The 15,466-nt window shown below is 68.4% G+C and carries 14 protein-coding genes and 2 pseudogenes; 6 read left to right on the top strand and 10 right to left on the bottom strand.

Going from position 1 to position 15,466, the window contains the following annotated elements; all coding sequences use genetic code 11:
- Positions 1-12: 12 nt before the first annotated feature.
- Positions 13-1,506 (bottom strand): DEAD/DEAH box helicase, encoded by a 1,494-nt coding sequence (locus tag ACFPZJ_RS38500; protein WP_381031570.1) that lies wholly within the window; start codon positions 1,504-1,506, stop codon positions 13-15.
- 345 nt (positions 1,507-1,851) lie between these two features.
- Positions 1,852-2,055 carry a cold-shock protein gene (locus tag ACFPZJ_RS38495; protein ID WP_014145516.1) on the bottom strand — a complete coding sequence of 68 codons (204 nt, stop codon included), beginning with the start codon at positions 2,053-2,055 and terminating at the stop codon, positions 1,852-1,854.
- A 913-nt stretch (positions 2,056-2,968) separates the two neighbouring features.
- Here ACFPZJ_RS38495 and ACFPZJ_RS38490 point away from each other — a divergent pair.
- On the top strand, positions 2,969-3,220 hold the full coding sequence (locus tag ACFPZJ_RS38490) for a hypothetical protein (protein WP_381031568.1): 252 nt from the start codon (positions 2,969-2,971) through the stop codon (positions 3,218-3,220).
- The gene (locus ACFPZJ_RS38485; RefSeq protein WP_381031567.1) at positions 3,217-3,591 is read left to right on the top strand and encodes a PIN domain-containing protein; all 375 of its coding nucleotides are present in this window, start codon (positions 3,217-3,219) and stop codon (positions 3,589-3,591) included. Before ACFPZJ_RS38490 ends, ACFPZJ_RS38485 begins: the two co-directional genes overlap by 4 nt.
- 79 nt (positions 3,592-3,670) lie before the next feature.
- Here ACFPZJ_RS38485 and ACFPZJ_RS38480 read toward each other — a convergent pair whose 3' ends face one another.
- The 6 genes and pseudogenes from ACFPZJ_RS38480 to ACFPZJ_RS38450 form a co-directional block, all read right to left on the bottom strand.
- Positions 3,671-4,147, bottom strand: a complete 477-nt coding sequence (locus ACFPZJ_RS38480) for a hypothetical protein (protein ID WP_381031565.1) — start codon at positions 4,145-4,147, stop codon at positions 3,671-3,673.
- Positions 4,148-4,234: 87 nt separating this feature from the next.
- Positions 4,235-4,558: a hypothetical protein gene (locus ACFPZJ_RS38475; protein WP_381031563.1), complete on the bottom strand. Its 324-nt coding sequence runs from the start codon at positions 4,556-4,558 to the stop codon at positions 4,235-4,237.
- A gap of 294 nt (positions 4,559-4,852) precedes the next feature.
- Positions 4,853-5,429 (bottom strand): annotated as a pseudogene (locus tag ACFPZJ_RS38465) (DNA polymerase III subunit alpha); the annotation flags it as partial.
- 715 nt (positions 5,430-6,144) lie between these two features.
- Positions 6,145-6,438 carry a putative quinol monooxygenase gene (locus ACFPZJ_RS38460; RefSeq protein ID WP_381031558.1) on the bottom strand — a complete coding sequence of 98 codons (294 nt, stop codon included), beginning with the start codon at positions 6,436-6,438 and terminating at the stop codon, positions 6,145-6,147.
- Positions 6,439-6,483: 45 nt separating this feature from the next.
- Positions 6,484-9,045 (bottom strand): GH32 C-terminal domain-containing protein, encoded by a 2,562-nt coding sequence (locus ACFPZJ_RS38455; RefSeq protein WP_381031556.1) that lies wholly within the window; start codon positions 9,043-9,045, stop codon positions 6,484-6,486.
- Between the two features lie 213 nt (positions 9,046-9,258).
- Positions 9,259-10,219 (bottom strand): annotated as a pseudogene (locus ACFPZJ_RS38450) (carbohydrate kinase family protein).
- A gap of 229 nt (positions 10,220-10,448) precedes the next feature.
- Here ACFPZJ_RS38450 and ACFPZJ_RS38445 point away from each other — a divergent pair.
- From ACFPZJ_RS38445 to ACFPZJ_RS38430, 4 genes are all read left to right on the top strand, one after another.
- A complete protein-coding gene (locus tag ACFPZJ_RS38445; protein WP_381031554.1) occupies positions 10,449-11,471 on the top strand; it encodes a sugar ABC transporter substrate-binding protein in 1,023 nt (340 codons plus the stop codon).
- A gap of 145 nt (positions 11,472-11,616) precedes the next feature.
- The gene (locus tag ACFPZJ_RS38440) at positions 11,617-12,630 is read left to right on the top strand and encodes an ABC transporter permease (protein WP_381031552.1); all 1,014 of its coding nucleotides are present in this window, start codon (positions 11,617-11,619) and stop codon (positions 12,628-12,630) included.
- Positions 12,627-13,463 (top strand): ATP-binding cassette domain-containing protein, encoded by an 837-nt coding sequence (locus ACFPZJ_RS38435; protein ID WP_381031550.1) that lies wholly within the window; start codon positions 12,627-12,629, stop codon positions 13,461-13,463. Before ACFPZJ_RS38440 ends, ACFPZJ_RS38435 begins: the two co-directional genes overlap by 4 nt.
- Before the next feature lie 75 nt (positions 13,464-13,538).
- A complete protein-coding gene (locus ACFPZJ_RS38430) occupies positions 13,539-14,570 on the top strand; it encodes a LacI family DNA-binding transcriptional regulator (protein ID WP_381031548.1) in 1,032 nt (343 codons plus the stop codon).
- Between the two features lie 437 nt (positions 14,571-15,007).
- Here the strand turns inward: ACFPZJ_RS38430 and ACFPZJ_RS38425 are convergent, their stop codons facing one another.
- Entirely contained in the window at positions 15,008-15,109 is a 102-nt protein-coding gene (locus tag ACFPZJ_RS38425; RefSeq protein WP_381031546.1) for a DUF6207 family protein, read from the bottom strand.
- A 130-nt stretch (positions 15,110-15,239) separates the two neighbouring features.
- Positions 15,240-15,466 (bottom strand): universal stress protein (locus ACFPZJ_RS38420; RefSeq protein ID WP_381031544.1); only part of this gene is annotated, 227 nt, incomplete at its 5' end.

Below are 15,466 nucleotides of genomic sequence, written 5' to 3'. Positions count from 1 at the left end.
GATACGAAGGTTCTATGCCGCCGCACCGGCGGTGGACTGTCGTACGGGCACGCGGCGGGCCGTCGCAGCGGGGCGGCGGCCGCGTGAGGTGGCGCCGCGCTTCTTGGGGCGTTCGACTACCGGTGTGGTGATGACGACCGGGATGCCGGAGGGGGTCTGGGCGCCGGTGATGCGGTGCAGGGCCTCTTCGCCGGCGCGGACCTGGGTGGTCTGCGGGACGATCCCGGCCGCTGCCATGAGACGGGTCATACCGCGGCGCTGGTTCGGGGTGACCAGGGTGACGACGCTGCCGGACTCGCCGGCACGGGCCGTACGGCCGCCGCGGTGGAGGTAGTCCTTGTGGTCGGTCGGCGGGTCGACGTTGACGACGAGGTCGAGGTTGTCGACGTGGATGCCGCGCGCCGCGACATTGGTCGCCACCAGCACGTTGACGTGCCCGGTCTTGAACTGCGTCAGCGTGCGGGTGCGCTGCGGCTGCGACTTCCCGCCGTGCAGGGCGGCGGCCCGTACCCCGCTGTTCAGCAAGTGCTCGGTGAGGCGGTCGACGGCGTGCTTAGTGTCGAGGAACATGATCACGCGGCCGGCGCGTGCGGCGATCTCGGTGGTGGCCGTGTGCTTGTCGGCGCCGTGGACATGGAGTACGTGGTGGTCCATCGTCGTGACGGCGCCGGCCGAGGGGTCGACGGAGTGCACGACGGGATCGCTCAGGTAGCGCCGCACGAGCAGGTCGACGTTGCGGTCGAGGGTGGCGGAGAACAGCATGCGCTGCCCCTCGGTGCGTACCTGGTCGAGCAGGGCGGTGACCTGCGGCATGAAGCCCATGTCGGCCATCTGGTCGGCCTCGTCGAGGACGGTGATGGAAACCTGGTCGAGTCGGCAGTCGCCGCGGTCGATGAGGTCCTTGAGGCGTCCTGGTGTGGCGACGACGACCTCGGCGCCACCGCGTAGCGCGCTCGCCTGCCTGCCGATCGGCATCCCGCCCACCACCGTGGCCAGCCGCAGCTTCACGGAGCGGGCGTACGGGGCGAGCGCGTCGGTGACCTGCTGCGCCAGCTCACGCGTCGGTACGAGGATCAGCCCCAGCGGCTGCCCGGCCTCGGCGCGCTGCCCGGCCGTACGGGCCAGCAGCGCCAGACCGAAGGCGAGGGTCTTGCCGGAGCCGGTGCGCCCGCGGCCGAGGACGTCCCGGCCGACGAGGGAGTTCGGCAGGGTCGCGGCCTGGATCGGGAACGGCACGGTCACGCCTTGCGAACCGAGCACGGCCAGCAGCTCGCGGGGCATGTCGAGATCGGCGAAGCCCTCCACGGCGGGAAGCGCGGGGGTGATCGTCTTGGGGAGGGCGAACTCCCCTTGGACCGCGGCGGGCCGACGGCCGTAACCACCCGAGCGGCTCGGCCCGCCGGACCGGCGCGAAGCCGACGAGCCGTATCGGCTGCCGCCCCTTCCGGAGTCGGCACTGCCGTTACGGGTGCGGGCGAAGCGGTCGTTCGTGCGTGTGCGGTTCATGCGGAACCTTCCTCGATGCGGCACATATCAAGGAATTCCCGCAGCAATGAGCAGCACGGAGAATTGCAAGAAGGGGCCGGTGGTATGCGAAAGCGGATCTGGCCGACGAAAATCCGTGCGGGCGCAGGCGCTGAAATGAGTGGCGCGATGTGGGACGCAATATTCGGGGGCGTCCCCTGCGATGTAGCTCTATGAAGGGATGCGTCTGCACCCCTGAAGGAGGATCCGTGCAGTGAGCCACGGATTCCTGGTCGTCGTCCACAGGTGAAACCACTGCGGAAATGCGAGCAGCTGGGGCCCGCACCCCGAAGGATGCGGGCCTCAGCTACGAAGTGCGCGTGAGTGTCAGGCGAGAACGATGTTCTCGGCCGTCGGGCCCTTCTGGCCCTGCGCGATGTCGAAGGTCACCTTCTGGCCCTCGAGCAGCTCGCGGAAGCCCTGGGCGGCGATGTTCGAGTAGTGGGCGAACACGTCAGCGCCGCCACCGTCCTGCTCGATGAAGCCGAAGCCCTTTTCTGCATTGAACCACTTCACGGTACCAGCAGCCATGTCATATCTCCTTTGGGGCAGTGCATACGGGATCCGCACAGCGCGGACACCATGTCGCCGCGATGATCACCCCGCCCGGAAAAAGACCGGAAATACAAAAGTGCTTCCAGCGGCAGGGAAGCCGACCGGAAAGCACTTGAAGTTTCGGGAACCACAACTGCAACTGGGATCGACAGTAGCACGCCGCAGCGGCCCGTGTGTGGTGAAGAATCCCACTACACCTATTGGGGCAGAGAATCTGTCTGGCATGTTCTGCTAAAATCTCACCTCGCGGGCACAGCTATTGATTCACCCGGAGCGCAACGTTTCGGGAAGGGCACGGGGCGGGCTCAGCGTAAGGGCTGTCCCTCAAAAGGCTCTGCCGGCCTCGTGGGAGCAGGTCCGTTGGGAACGGCCTGTCTGCTGCACCCCGACAGCGGGGCCACTCCCAGGACTGCGGGCATGCCCTTTGCCCGTCGCGACATTGAGACAGGTGCACTTCCCCAGCCCGCACGCATCGCCAGTGGCCTCGAACGGGACCTGGACGTCATCGCCGGTCTCTCCACCCCCTGGAAGGCCGGCGCCACGTGGTCTCACCACCTGCAAACGGCGCCAGAGGTCAAACAACCAGCTCAATTTCGGTGACCTGCAGTTATAAACCCGCAGGTCACAAAGCGTGCTCCCCGCACCCGCGGGGATGATCCCGCCAAGGGACAGCAGACCAGGACGGTGTCGGTACGCGCTGTCGGCCTGCTGGGGCCGCGTGGCGGGGTCAGCCTTTGACACCCCCCATGGGCCGGTGAGCGAGCCATGTCGGTTTGAGGTTGCCCCGTTATCTGTGGACCGCCTGTGGGGCTGCGGGAGGCTGCCATCTGCGTCGACGGCGCGCTCGAAGGCATGAACGCGCCATGTCTACCGACGGTAGAATCGGCTTATGAGCAAGCCGACGAGCATCAAGACCAGCGAGGAAGTGCGTAACCGGCTGCGCATTCTGGCTGAGGAGCGCGGCACGACCATTACGGAGCTGCTGGAGGACCTTGCTGCCCGGGAGCTCACGGTTGCCGAGCGGGAGCAGCGCGCCCGGGAGGCTGCCAGGGAACTCGGCATCGAGTACACCGAGCAGGTCCAGCAGGCCGGCCAGGACGCCTGGGCGAAGATCCGCGCCCATCAGGGCGGCGCCGCATGAACCTGACGGCCGTCTTGGACCACACCGCTCTGGCCGCCCTGTATCGTGCGGATCCTTTCTTCACCGGCCTCTATATCGAGGCCTCGCGTGGGACTGGACGGGTCATCATCCCGTCGCTGTCCATGCTGGCCGCCGAGTGGCAGGTCGCCGGTGCGGGTAAGCATGCGGCGTCCCTGCGGTTCGCGGAGAATGTGCCGTTCACCGCGGCGCACGCGGTGGATGCGATGGACTGGACAGACGTCGACTGGCCGGTGGCGCACGCGGCGGCGATCGCCTGGCATGCAGTGAAGGCGGGGGAACCGCTCACTGTCCTGTCGCTGGAACCAGAGCTGTACGCGGGCACCGGCATTACTCCGCTGAACCCGACCTGACCTTCGGCCTGGCGGGTCTGCGGCGCCGACAGCAGACGGTTGTCAGGGCGGGTATGGAAACGAGACGGCGACGCGCGGTTCACGGCTGGTCGATGCCCAGGTGGTTGCGGCAGGCGGTGACCAGGGCGCGCCACCACTGACGGGTGGCTCGGCGGGGCCGGAAGTGGGGGTGAGATGCCGCTGAACGCGGACAGAAATCGCTGTGCTTCGCCATGGAGCGAAAGCTTTCGTCGCCCGTTCGTGCTGCCTCGTTCGGTCGCCGCCCGCGGCCTGGACGCGGGCCACTCGTCACAGCATCGGCGTCACCCGCCCCGGCCTCGATCTGCCGCCGGCTGGTTTCCACGCACGTGGCCGGCCCGGCGTTTGCTCCGGTCAAGGCCGTTCCGGTCATGACGGTGATGGCGCCGTCGGTGACGCGCACGAGTCCGTTGTGCTCGCGTGCCAGTTCGGGACCGGTCGGGCTGTCCTCGTCGCTGGTTTGTACCGCGGTGTAGGCGGGCACGACGGCGGTGCAGCGCGAGCGCGGGTGATGGTGCGCGCCACGCACATTCGGCATTCGAGGGAGTCGGCATCTCGCTGACCACGGTGGCGGCGACGAACAACGCGATCTGATCGTCCGTGCAGGCGCCGAGCCGGGCGTTGTTCAGGTCAGGTCTTCGTGGCCGGTACGCCGGACTTCGGTCTTCAGTTGCGGGTCGCCAACGCGGCCAGTGAACTGCTCATCGAGGTGCTGGGCGAGAACGGACGGCACGCTCGCACGGCGACCGCTTCTACTGCACCCTTTCGAGGAATCCTGGGTTCGTTTCTCGCGGGGGTCGGCCAGCACTCCACGGGCGTCGCCGCGCATCTGGATCTTGACCGGACTGTTGAGCGGCAACCCGGCGACACCGACCGGCGGCGCTCCGGAACGACGGGCACCACAGTCGACCTCGACCACGACCTGCAGCCGGTCCGGTTCGTCGCCCATCGCGTCGTCAGGAACCTGTCCTTCTCGATGATGCGGTTATACAGGTAGAAGCTGTGATCACCGAAATCCGTCCCCACGAGTACGTTTTCGGGACGCTCCCTCGTTCATTCCCCCACAAGCAACAGGGTCATGCGGGACCTCGCCGGCAACGGAATGACCATGCGAACTCCCCGTGCTGTCTTTCAATGGTCCCGGCGACTACCGGCTGCGCATCCACGCCCGCGGCCGGGACACCGCCGTCGACCTGGCCATCCGGCGAAGGACAGCGAGATGAGCGACGAGGTCGAACGGGGCCAACCGGCCGATGACCTCCAGCTCGTAGCGCAGCTGTCGTACGGCACGCTCGTCCGTGTCCAGGCCCCGGGCGACCATCCCGGTCTCACACCGCTGCCGCAGCAGCCGCATGGCCGACCCGCGCTCGGAGCCGGCGCCGACGACGGAGGGTTCGGGGAATTTGGCGACGCCCGAGCCAGAGATCGGCCGGTGGGAGGGTGCAGGACTGGCCGGTGGCCTCGGTCTCGGCCAGGAGACGGACCGCCCGGATGGGGTCGTCGCCGACGGCCTGGGCGATGCGGCCGGCGGCCGGGGCCCGCACCGGTTCGGAGGCCGGGCCGAGCAGCACCACCAGGTCCTGGTCGGCGTACGCGCGCAAGGTGGGCCAGAACACGACCGGCGCCGCACCGTCGGCCTCGGCGTGCGCGGCGGACACCAGACGGCACAGCCGCGCCCAGGCCGCGTCCTGTGCGAGCAGGGTGATCCGTAGCGGCGGCTCGATCACGTGTGCGCCGCCGTTTACGGGCGTACGCGGCCGTCCTGCGGCCGGGTCGGGCGGGGCGACGGCGACGTCGACCCCGACGATGCGCTTCGACAACGGACGCTGAGTCGACGGCTATGGCCAGCGCCCGGGTCGTCGGCTTCTCGGCGAGGCCAGCCGACCGGGTGGTGTCAGCCGTGCCTGTCATACGGACGGTGTGGACCAGTACGTACGGGCCCGTGCCTGGCGGCGGCAGGCGGTCTGGGGCAGCTGGCAGGCACAGTCGGTGCCGTCCCACTGACCGGCGGCGGTACCGATGGTCGTTGAGGCGCCGGGGATCTTTAGATACTTGCCCGTGAGGCGGTTGGTGATGGTGGCGCGAGGATCCTGCAGTGGGACGACACGACGGTTCCGCCGTTCGGGGTGTGTGAGTGTTCGGTCGCTTGGTCGTGGACGACGAGTTGCGGGCGCTGATCGTGCGGCTGCTGCCGCCGTGGCCGCAGAAGGCGCCCGGCCCGAAGCCCCATGCATGGGCGACCGTTTGTGCCTGCAGAGCCAGTTTCTGCCCCTCCTGGTCGGTCAGCCTGCTGACGTGGACGGGCTCAGCCACCGCACCCAGCGGTCGGATCCAACGTCACCGCCCGCTCAACCGCCGGAGTCGCCACCTCGGTGAACCCCTTCCCGGTCAGAGCACTGGCCGGTCCGCTCAGGTCGCGCCCGGAGTGACTGGGGTCGAACGTAGCGGCGCGTCGTTCTCCCGCTCCCGCAACGGGAGATACGGCCAGCAGGGCTCGACGTGTGAGGGCCGGCCCGCCACGCGGGCCGGCCACGGTCAGGCCGCTGGATCGAGGAACGTCAGGACGGAGGCGTCCTCCTCGATCAGCGGGGCCAGTGCGGTGTTGAACGGTCCGCCGTACGGGGCGTTGAGGTGCGCCTGGAAGGCGTCCTCGTCCCGGTACACCTCGAAGATCCAGTAGGCGCGTGGGTCGGCTGCCTTGGTGTAGACGTCGAAGGCGAGGTTGCCTTCTTCCTCGCGCACCTTCCGGGCGTAGTCCCCGATCAGGCGGGCGACCTCCGCCTCTGCTCCCTGGCGGGCGGTGAACTCGGCGAGCAGGGTTTTCTTCACGGTGTCCTGTCCTTGTGTCATGGCCGTTGTGGCGCGTGGCCGCGGTCAGTCGTGAGCGGAGTCGAGGTGCCAGACGGCGGCCTTGTCCAGCTTCACCGAGCCGTTTTCGGCGAAGACCTGCACTCCCTGGCTGGCGGGGTCGGGGAAGATCTGGTCCGTGATCACGGCTTCGCCGCTGCCGCCGAAGACCTCGACGGACGACCAGTCGACCAGGATCCGTAGCGTGACCTTGCCGTTCCTGGGCTTCAGTGGTGCGGTCTGGACGCCTGGGAAGGTGGTGTTGAAGTCCACGGCGCCGGAGTGGGTGCGGTCGACGTACAGCTCCTGTGTCGTGGTGTCGTAGCCGATGACGGTTTCCTCTCCGCCGGCGCCGGTGCGCACCTTCAGGCCAAAGCGTTCGGCGTCCTTGAGGGAGAAGGTGGCCTCGATGTCGAGCGCCTTGCCCTGGGCCGCGGGGCCGATGAGGGGCTGCGAGGTGTTCTTGACGGTGACTGCGGTCGCGGTCGCCGCGTCGCCCTGCCGCAGGGACGCCACGTTGTTCACCGGCTTGCTGGTCAGCCGGACGCGTCCGTCGATGGTGCGCAGGGCCATCTGCCGGGGGATGCTCTGCGTTCCGCGCCAGGGGGAGGTGGGGATGGCGCCGCTGTAGTCCCAGTTGTTCATCCAGCCGATCATGTATCGCTTGCCGCCCGGGGCGTTCTCCCAGGACACCGCCGCGTAGTAGTCCTTGCCGTAGTCGGCCCAGTCGGCGCGCTGCAGGACGGAGAGGGCGGGGGCGTCTGCGGCGGTGAACTGGTCGGCCAGGATGTGGCCCCAGCCGCCGGTGTTGTTGTCGACGATCTGGATCTGCGCCGTCTTGCCGAGGTAGGGGCGCATGTTGAAGGAGGCCCAGTCGAGAGTCTCGCTGTTGGAGCCGGTGGCGCTGCGGACGACCTGGCCGTCGACGAGCAGGTTGACGGAGGTCTCCTGGGAGACGGGCTGTGCCTTGGTGTCGGAGAGCATGATGTGGTCGACATTGATGTGGCCCCAGCCGCCGGTGTTGTCGTCGACAATCCTGATCTGCGCCTTCTTGCCGGCGAGGTCGCTGACGTCCCAGGAGGCCCAGTTGAGCGCCTCGGCGTCCCTTCCGGTGGCGCTGCGCACCACCTGGCCGTCGACGAGGAGTTCGACAGCGGTCGGGTTGTCCGAGCCGGCGGGGTGGTTGCCGCCGCCGACGAGGAAGTTGACGTAGTTCTTGTCGATGGTGAATTCGGGCGAGGTGAGGGTGCCCGTGGTGGAGTCACCCTCGAGGAAGGTGTTGACCAGGCCACTGCCCAGGAATCCGGAGACCTCCTGCTGGCCCGGCAGGGTGCCGGTGGCCGGTGCCGAGCCGAAGGCGTCCCCGGCTGCCGTCCAGTCGCCGTAGGTGCCGCCCTCGAAATCGGCCAGGACCGTGCCCGCGGGTGGGCGCCCCTGCTCCAGGACCGTCCCGGACTCGTGCGGGTGCCGGCCGCCGCCGACCTTGAAGTTCAGGTACGGGCTGTCGATGGTGAAGGCGGGCGAGGTGAGGGTGCCGGTGGTTCCGTCACCGGAGTGGAAGCTGTTGGCGAGGCTCTTGCCGTCGAAGCCCTCGACGGGTCCCTGGCCTGGGAGCGTTCCGGCTGCCGGTCCCTCACCGAACGCGGTTCCGGTGGTGGTCCACGTACCGAAGTCGGCCTTCTCGAAGTCCTGCACCACCGTGCCGGCGGGCGGGGTGTAGGTGCCCTTGTCGTCGGCGGTGAACTTCGTGCCGTCGAAGTCGCCGATGAAGTACTGGGCGGCCGAACCGCCCGCGATGCCGCCGGGGTTGATGTTGACGACCAGGACCCACTTGATGTTGTCGGGATCCCCGTCGACCGCGAGGGGGTACAGGTCGGGGCACTCCCACACGCCGCCCGTCGCACCGGCCGGCCCGAACTCGCTGAGCAGGTCCCAGTCCTTGAGATTCTTCGACGAGTAGAACCGCACCTTGTGCTCGGTGGACAGCGACACGGTCATCAGCCAGCTCTTGGTCGGCTCGTACCACTGGACCTTGGGGTCGCGGAATTCTCTGGAGCCGATGTCGATGACGGGGTTGCCCTGGTACTTGGTCCAGGTGCGGCCGCGGTCGGTGCTGTAGGCGAGCGACTGGGCCTGTATGCCGGTGGACTTGTTGTAGCTGGTGTAGATCGCCACCATGGGCGGGTTCTTCTTTGTGCCGAACCTGGTGGTGTTGTTCCAGTCGACGACGGCGCTGCCGGAGAAGACCATCTCCTTGTCGTCGTGCGACAGGGCGAGCGGCAGTTCCTTCCAGTGCACGAGGTCCGTGCTCACCGCGTGTCCCCAGGACATGTCCCCCCACGAGTTGCCGTTGGGGTTGTACTGGTAGAAGAGGTGGTACTCGCCCTTGTAGTACACGAGGCCATTAGGGTCGTTCATCCAGTTCTTCTCGGGCGTGAAGTGGAACTGGGGACGGTAGGTCTCGGAGTACGGCGGGGTGTCGGCCGCGGCGGCCTGGGGGGCGAGCGAGGCGGCGGACAGGGCGCAGACGGTCGCCGCCGCTGCGATCATCCGCACGCGGGCATGCCGGGATACGCGTCCAGAGCTCATGATGTCTCCTGTGCTGCGGCCGTCCCCGTGGCGAAGCCTGCGGCGGACGGTCCGAAAAGTGACGCCCTGGTCGGCAACGACGTCCACGCCGCCGACCAGAGGTGTCATCGATGACTTGTGTCATCGATGACATCGACTGGCCCGATAATGAGTGGGACGGGGCCAATGCGTCAACGGTTCGGAGGGGATTGCCTGGCGCGACTCGCCTGCCGGTCAAGAGTGTTCGGCTGTCGTGATCGGCGCCGGCTGTTCCTGCCACGGCGGGTTGGGACCGGCGGCCGAGCAGGTCAGGGCCGCTGCCCCAGCGGCGAACCGGCAGGCTTCCGCGACATCGTCAAGACGGAGACCGTCCAGTCGGCCGCCGAGAAGTCCACGGGTGCCGAGGTGGTGCAGCGGCCCGGTGGTGAAGGAGTCTCCCGCCCCGACCGTGTCGACGACCCGCGTCGCCACGGCAGGCACCTCTACCCGTTCGCCGTCGAGCGAGGCCAAGGCGTCGTCGGCGCCGCGTGTGATCACGACCAGCCGCGCCCCGGCCGCGTGCCACATGTCGCACGCCTGCTCCGGCGGCGCGTCCGGCAGGAGGAGACGCAGGTCATCTTCGCTCAGTCGCAGCACGTCCGTGAGGCCGCACCAGTGCGCCAGCCGGGCGCGGTAGACCTCGGGGCGCACCCAGCAGGGGCCGGACATTGGGATCGATGCTGACGGTGGCCCGGGCTGAGGCTGTGTCAGGAACTCCTCCATCACCGCCGCGCCTGGCTCCCTTACCAGAGCCAGTGATCCGGTGTGCAAGCAGGATGTATCAGACAAATCAACCCTTGCCAGTTCTCCCGGAGTCCACTGCCAGTCGGCCGTGTTCTGCGGGGAAGGAGAATGCGGCCTGCCCTCGGGCGTCCAGCTCGGCCACGGCCAGCGTGCTGGGCTCGGCGGCCGCGACGACGTAGGACAGGTCGACGCCGGACGCCTCCAGGTGGGCCCGGAACAGTCGGCCGAACACGTCGCCGGACAGGCGCGCGAGGAAGCGAGCGGGGGTGCCCAGCCGGGCCAGGGCCACGGCCGTGTTCGCAGGTCCGCCGCCGGGCAGTACCCGCAGTGCGAGTTCGTTCGAGGCGCTTGCGGGTTCAGTGAAGGCGTCGGCGACGCACTCTCCCAGAACGGTGATGGGGCACGGGCTCATGGGCCGCTCATCTCTCGGAGCGGTCCGGGCAGGTGACACGCGCGCCACCGGTCGCCGGCGGCTATGGGCGTTGCCGATTTGTGACGGGTGAAAGGCATTGACGTTGCCGGGAGACGGAGTCCATCATCCTCGCCATGCAGTGTCAACGATGACATAAGTCAACGGTGACACCCCGGGTGGCATGCCTCGAACCCAGCCCTGTGCCGCCCGCTATCCACAGGAGTCGTTCATGTCTCGCACCACTCGCCTGTCCTTCCCCCTCCTCAGAGCCGCCGCTGTCACCGGCGTCGCGGCCCTCACCCTGACGGCCTGCGGATCCGGCTCCGGTTCCGGATCGGGTTCGTCCAGCGCCGGTTCGGGCGACGTCAAGGTCGGTCTTATCACCAAGACCGACACCAACCCGTTCTTCGTGAAGATGAAGGAGGGCGCGGAGAAGACCGCGAAGGCCGAGGGCGTCGAGCTCATGACCGCGGCCGGCAAGTTCGACGGCGACAACGCCGGGCAGGTCACCGCGATCGAGAACATGGTCGCCGCCGGTGTGAAGGGCATCCTGATCACCCCGAGCGACTCCAAGGCGATCGTGCCCGCGATCGAGAAGGCGAAGGCCAAGGGCGTCCTGGTCATCGCCCTGGACACCCCTACAGAGCCGCAGAGCGCGGTCGACGCCCTGTTCGCCACCGACAACCTCAAGGCCGGTGAACTGATCGGCGAGTACGCCAAGGCCGCGATGAAGGGCAAGACGGCCAAGATAGCCACGCTCGACCTGGCGCCGGGTGTCTCCGTGGGCGTCCAGCGGCACAACGGCTTCCTTAAGGGCTTCGGCGCCACCGACAAGGACGTCCTGTGCGCCCAGGACACCGGCGGCGACCAGGCCAAGGGCCAGACCGCCATGGAGAACTGCCTCCAGAAGGAACCCGGCATCAACCTCGTCTACACCATCAACGAGCCCGCGGCGCTGGGCGCGTACACCGCGCTCAAGGCCAAGGGCCGGGAGAAGGACGTCCTGATCGTCTCCGTGGACGGCGGCTGCACCGGCACGCAGGCCGTCAAGGACGGCAAGATCGCGGCCACGTCTCAGCAGTACCCGCTGAAGATGGCGGCCGAGGGCGTCAAGGCCGTCGTGTCGTACGCCAAGAACGGCAAGAAGGCGTCCGGTTACACCGACACCGGCGTCACTCTGATCACCGACAAGGCGCAGTCCGGGGTCGACTCGAAGGGTACCGCCTTCGGCCTGGAGAACTGCTGGGGCTGAGCCGCCAGCCCGGTGCCACGACGCCGCCGTTCCCCTCAGCGGGGCGGCCGGCCCACCTCCCCCGACCCGGGACGGCCGCCCCCTCGTCTCCTTGTCCCCCAGTGGGGGCACGACAAGGATCTCTGTCTTCCGACAAGGACTTCGCATGACTGCCACGTCCACGCCACCGTCGACGTCCACGCCGTACGCCGAGCTCAAAGCGCCGACCACGGTCCGCAGACTGCTCACGCAACCGACCACGGGCCCCCTGGTCGCCCTGCTGCTGGCGTGTGTCTTCTTCTCCCTCTCGACCGACCAGTTCCTCACCGGCGGGAACTTCTCGCTGATCGTTCAGCAGGTCATGGTCGTCGGCACACTCGCCATAGGTCAGACACTGATCATCCTCACGGCGGGCATCGACCTGTCGTGCGGTGCCGTGATGGCGTTCGGCAGCATTATGATCGCCAAGATGGCCGCCGAGGGCTCCCTGCCCCCGCTCGTCGCCATCGCCGTGGGCATAGCCGTCTGCGGCGGCTTCGGACTGCTCAACGGGCTGCTGGTGCAGAAGATCCCGCTGCCGCCGTTCATCGTCACCCTCGGCATGCTCAACGTGGCGTTCGCGCTGACCCACATCTACTCCGAAGAGCAGACGGTCACTAACCTGCCCGGCCCGCTCACCGCCCTGGGACAGACCTTCCCGCTCGGCAACACCGACATCACCTACGGCTCCCTGGTCACCATCGCCCTGTTCCTCCTTTTCGCCTACGCACTCAGCAGTACCGGCTGGGGCCGGCACGTCTACGCGCTGGGCAACAGCCAGGAAGCGGCGCGGCTGAACGGCATCCGCACCTCCCGCCTGACCATCGGCGTCTACACCACCGCGGGCGTGCTGTATGGCATCGCCGCCCTGCTGCTCATCTCCCGCACCGGAGTCGGCGACCCCCAGGCGGGACAGACCGACAACCTCGACAGCATCACCGCCGTGGTCCTCGGCGGCACCAGTCTCTTCGGCGGACGCGGATCGGTGCTCGGCACGTTCATCGGCGTCCTCATCGTCGGTGTGTTCCGCAACGGCCTGCAGCTGATGGGCGTCGCCTCCATCTACCAGACGCTGATCACCGGCGTGCTGGTGATCCTCGCGGTGACCGTCGACCAGATCTCCCGGAAGAAGGCCCGATGACCGCCACCACGTCCCCCACCCCTGTGCTGCAGGCCCGCGGTCTGGTCAAGCGTTACGGCCACGTCACCGCCATCGACGGTGCCGACTTCGACCTCCTGCCCGGCGAGGTCCTCGCCGTCATCGGCGACAACGGAGCCGGTAAGACCAGCCTCATCAAGGCCCTCACCGGCGCGCTGACCCCCGACGCCGGCGAGATACGGCTCAACGGTGAACCCATCACGTTCTCCGGCCCGCAAAGCGCCCGCGCCCACGGTATCGAGACGGTCTATCAGGACCTCGCTGTCGCCGCTTCCATGGACATCGCCTCGAACATGTTCCTCGGCCGCGAACTGCGCCGCCCCGGCGTCCTCGGCAGTGTATTCCGCATGCTGGACAAGAAGCGCATGCGCCAGGAGGCCGCCGAGCACATGGCCGACCTGAAGATCGGCCTGCGCTCGCTCACCCAGGCGGTGGAGACCCTCTCCGGCGGCCAGCGCCAGGCCGTCGCGGTCGCCCGTTCCGTCGCCTGGGCCCGCAGCGTCGTCGTCATGGACGAACCCACCGCCGCCCTCGGGGTCAAGGAGTCCGGTCAGGTGCTGGACCTCATCCGCCGCGTCCGGGACAAGGGCATGCCGGTGGTGCTCATCAGCCACAACATGCCGCACGTCTTCGAGATCGCCGACCGCATCCACGTGCACCGGCTGGGCAAGCGGGCGGCCCTGATCAAGCCTTCCGACTACTCCATGGCGGAGGTCGTCGCGATCATGACCGGTGCGCTGACCGTCGACGAGGCCGGAGGTACTGTCGTCGCGGATTCCGAGGCCGCCAAGGCCGCCGGAGTCCAGGCCACCTGACACCACCCTTCAGCACTCATGTGTTCCGGCCGAGGCCGAGGCCGGAACCGACGAGCAACAGGAGCCGTACCCTCCATGGCAGCGAACCGCCGCCCCACCCTGGCCGACGTCGCCCGAGAAGTGGGCGTCAGCGCCAAAACGGTGTCCCGCGTCCTCAACGAGGACGGACCCGTCTCAACCCAGACGAGGGAACAGGTTCTTGCCGCTGTGGCGAAACTCGGCTTCCAGCCGAACCTGATGGCCCGGAACATCCGCGTCGGCGGTCCCGACACCACCATCGGGCTGGTCATCCCCGACCTCGGCAACCCCTTCTTCGGAGCCGTGGCCCGCAGCATCGAGGACACCGTCCGCGAACGCGGACTCACCTTGCTCATGGGCTCCTCCGCCGATGACCCCGACCGCGAACGCGCCCTGACGGACAAGTTCCTCGCGCGGCGCGTCAGCATCCTGATGGTGGTGCCGTCCGTCGGCGCCGACCACTCCCACCTCAAGCCCCACCGCGCCGCAGGCCTGCCCGTCGTCTTTCTCGACCGCCCAGGTGTGGGCCTGGCCACGGACAGCGTCGTCAGCTCCAACCGTGACGGTGCCCAGGAGGGTGTTGCCCATCTGATCGCCCACGGGCACCGGCGCATCGGCTTCATCGGCGACCTCCCCACCAAGCTCCACACGCGCCGCGAACGCCTTGCCGGTTACCGCGCGGCCCTCCAGGAAGCCGACATCCCCTACGACCGCGCACTGATCACCAACGCGCACGACCAGCACGGGGCCGCGGCCGCCACCTCCCACCTGCTCGGCCTGCCGGAACCGCCCACGGCCCTGTTCGCCGGGAACAACATGGTGGCGCTGGGCATAGTCGCCCAACTCTCCCGCAGCAGACGCAAGGACGTCGCCTTCGTCGCCTTCGACGACGTACCGCTCGCCGAGGCACTCGAGCCGGCCCTCACCGTCGTCGCCCAGGACCCGGAAGAGATCGGCAGGGCAGCCGCAGACACCGCCCTGGCCCGCCTCGACGGGGACCGCACCCGCGCCCGCACCATCACCATCCCCACCCGACTGATCGTCCGCGGCTCGGGTGAGCGCCCCGCCGCTGCGAAGCAGGAGGCATGATGTTGAGGCCGCCACGTGAGCGCAGTGCGGAGGACCGACGAGCACACACCTAACGCCTGTCCGGGGCGCCGTACACAGTCTGCATCCCTACTGCGGCAGGAATCGTGCGGCAGGAATCGTGCTACCAGAGGCGAAGCGCACGCTCGGCTGGTCCTCGTTCGCCTCCGCATCATTGCGCTCATTTCAGGAAGCCCAGACCGGATGCGCTTCCGGCGCAGCGGGAGGACCGGCGGGCGCGACGGTGAGAACAGGGGGCTGAGGGGGCGGGCAGTCGGCGCCGTAGCGCGTGCGCGAGGATGCCTTTCCGGCGAGACAACTCTTGCCGATGACGCCGGGACGCCGGGGGCCCGCCACGGGAGACACCAAGCCCGCCCCCGTAGCGGGCGGTCAGACCGTCACGGGGCCCAGCCCGCCTCCGCCTGGTGATGCGAGCCGGGTTACTGACGCAGATTCAGCAAGCAGCGCAGCCGTACGCCCGGTTCGCCGGTCTCCCGGATCGTTTGGTCCGCCGACGCATCCCCCTGGTGCGCGACGAGCAACTCCTGACCGCGAACGCTGCCTCGTCATCGGCGGGCGCGACTTTCCTCGGTCGGGCGTCGGGAGGGACGGCTCATCGGCACTTCAGCACGTCATCTACGGCTGCGGGTGGGGGTGCCTCTGTGTCTGCCGTCAAGCAAGGCGTGGGGTTCGGGGTTCGTAGAAGGTGCCGTCGCGTACCACGGTGACGGGGCACTGGGCGTGGCGGAGAACGGCCTGGCTCACCGAACCTAGCAGCAGTCCGGCGAAGCCTCCACGCCCGCGCGCACCGACCACGATGAGCTGGGCGCTGCCGCTGGCCTCGATCAGCGCGGGCCGGGTGCGCCCGCGCACCACGCGCGAGCGTACGGTCACGTCCG

The organism is Streptomyces bullii (assembly GCF_042657145.1).
Taxonomy (GTDB): domain Bacteria; phylum Actinomycetota; class Actinomycetes; order Streptomycetales; family Streptomycetaceae; genus Streptomyces; species Streptomyces bullii.
Note: the sequence above shows the minus strand (reverse complement) of the source record. Positions and strands in the feature narration are given on the sequence as shown.

What these genes read in the sequence shown, in the direction of transcription:
- ACFPZJ_RS38475 (WP_381031563.1), bottom strand. Translation starts at nt 4,558, where the DNA reads ATGGGCGACGAACCGGACCGGCTGCAGGTCGTGGTCGAGGTCGACTGT.
- ACFPZJ_RS38495 (WP_014145516.1), bottom strand. Translation starts at nt 2,055, where the DNA reads ATGGCTGCTGGTACCGTGAAGTGGTTCAATGCAGAAAAGGGCTTCGGC.
- ACFPZJ_RS38480 (WP_381031565.1), bottom strand. Translation starts at nt 4,147, where the DNA reads ATGCCGAATGTGCGTGGCGCGCACCATCACCCGCGCTCGCGCTGCACC.
- ACFPZJ_RS38500 (WP_381031570.1), bottom strand. Translation starts at nt 1,506, where the DNA reads ATGAACCGCACACGCACGAACGACCGCTTCGCCCGCACCCGTAACGGC.
- ACFPZJ_RS38440 (WP_381031552.1), top strand. Translation starts at nt 11,617, where the DNA reads ATGACTGCCACGTCCACGCCACCGTCGACGTCCACGCCGTACGCCGAG.
- ACFPZJ_RS38430 (WP_381031548.1), top strand. Translation starts at nt 13,539, where the DNA reads ATGGCAGCGAACCGCCGCCCCACCCTGGCCGACGTCGCCCGAGAAGTG.
- ACFPZJ_RS38435 (WP_381031550.1), top strand. Translation starts at nt 12,627, where the DNA reads ATGACCGCCACCACGTCCCCCACCCCTGTGCTGCAGGCCCGCGGTCTG.
- ACFPZJ_RS38490 (WP_381031568.1), top strand. Translation starts at nt 2,969, where the DNA reads ATGAGCAAGCCGACGAGCATCAAGACCAGCGAGGAAGTGCGTAACCGG.
- ACFPZJ_RS38455 (WP_381031556.1), bottom strand. Translation starts at nt 9,045, where the DNA reads ATGAGCTCTGGACGCGTATCCCGGCATGCCCGCGTGCGGATGATCGCA.
- ACFPZJ_RS38485 (WP_381031567.1), top strand. Translation starts at nt 3,217, where the DNA reads ATGAACCTGACGGCCGTCTTGGACCACACCGCTCTGGCCGCCCTGTAT.
- ACFPZJ_RS38445 (WP_381031554.1), top strand. Translation starts at nt 10,449, where the DNA reads ATGTCTCGCACCACTCGCCTGTCCTTCCCCCTCCTCAGAGCCGCCGCT.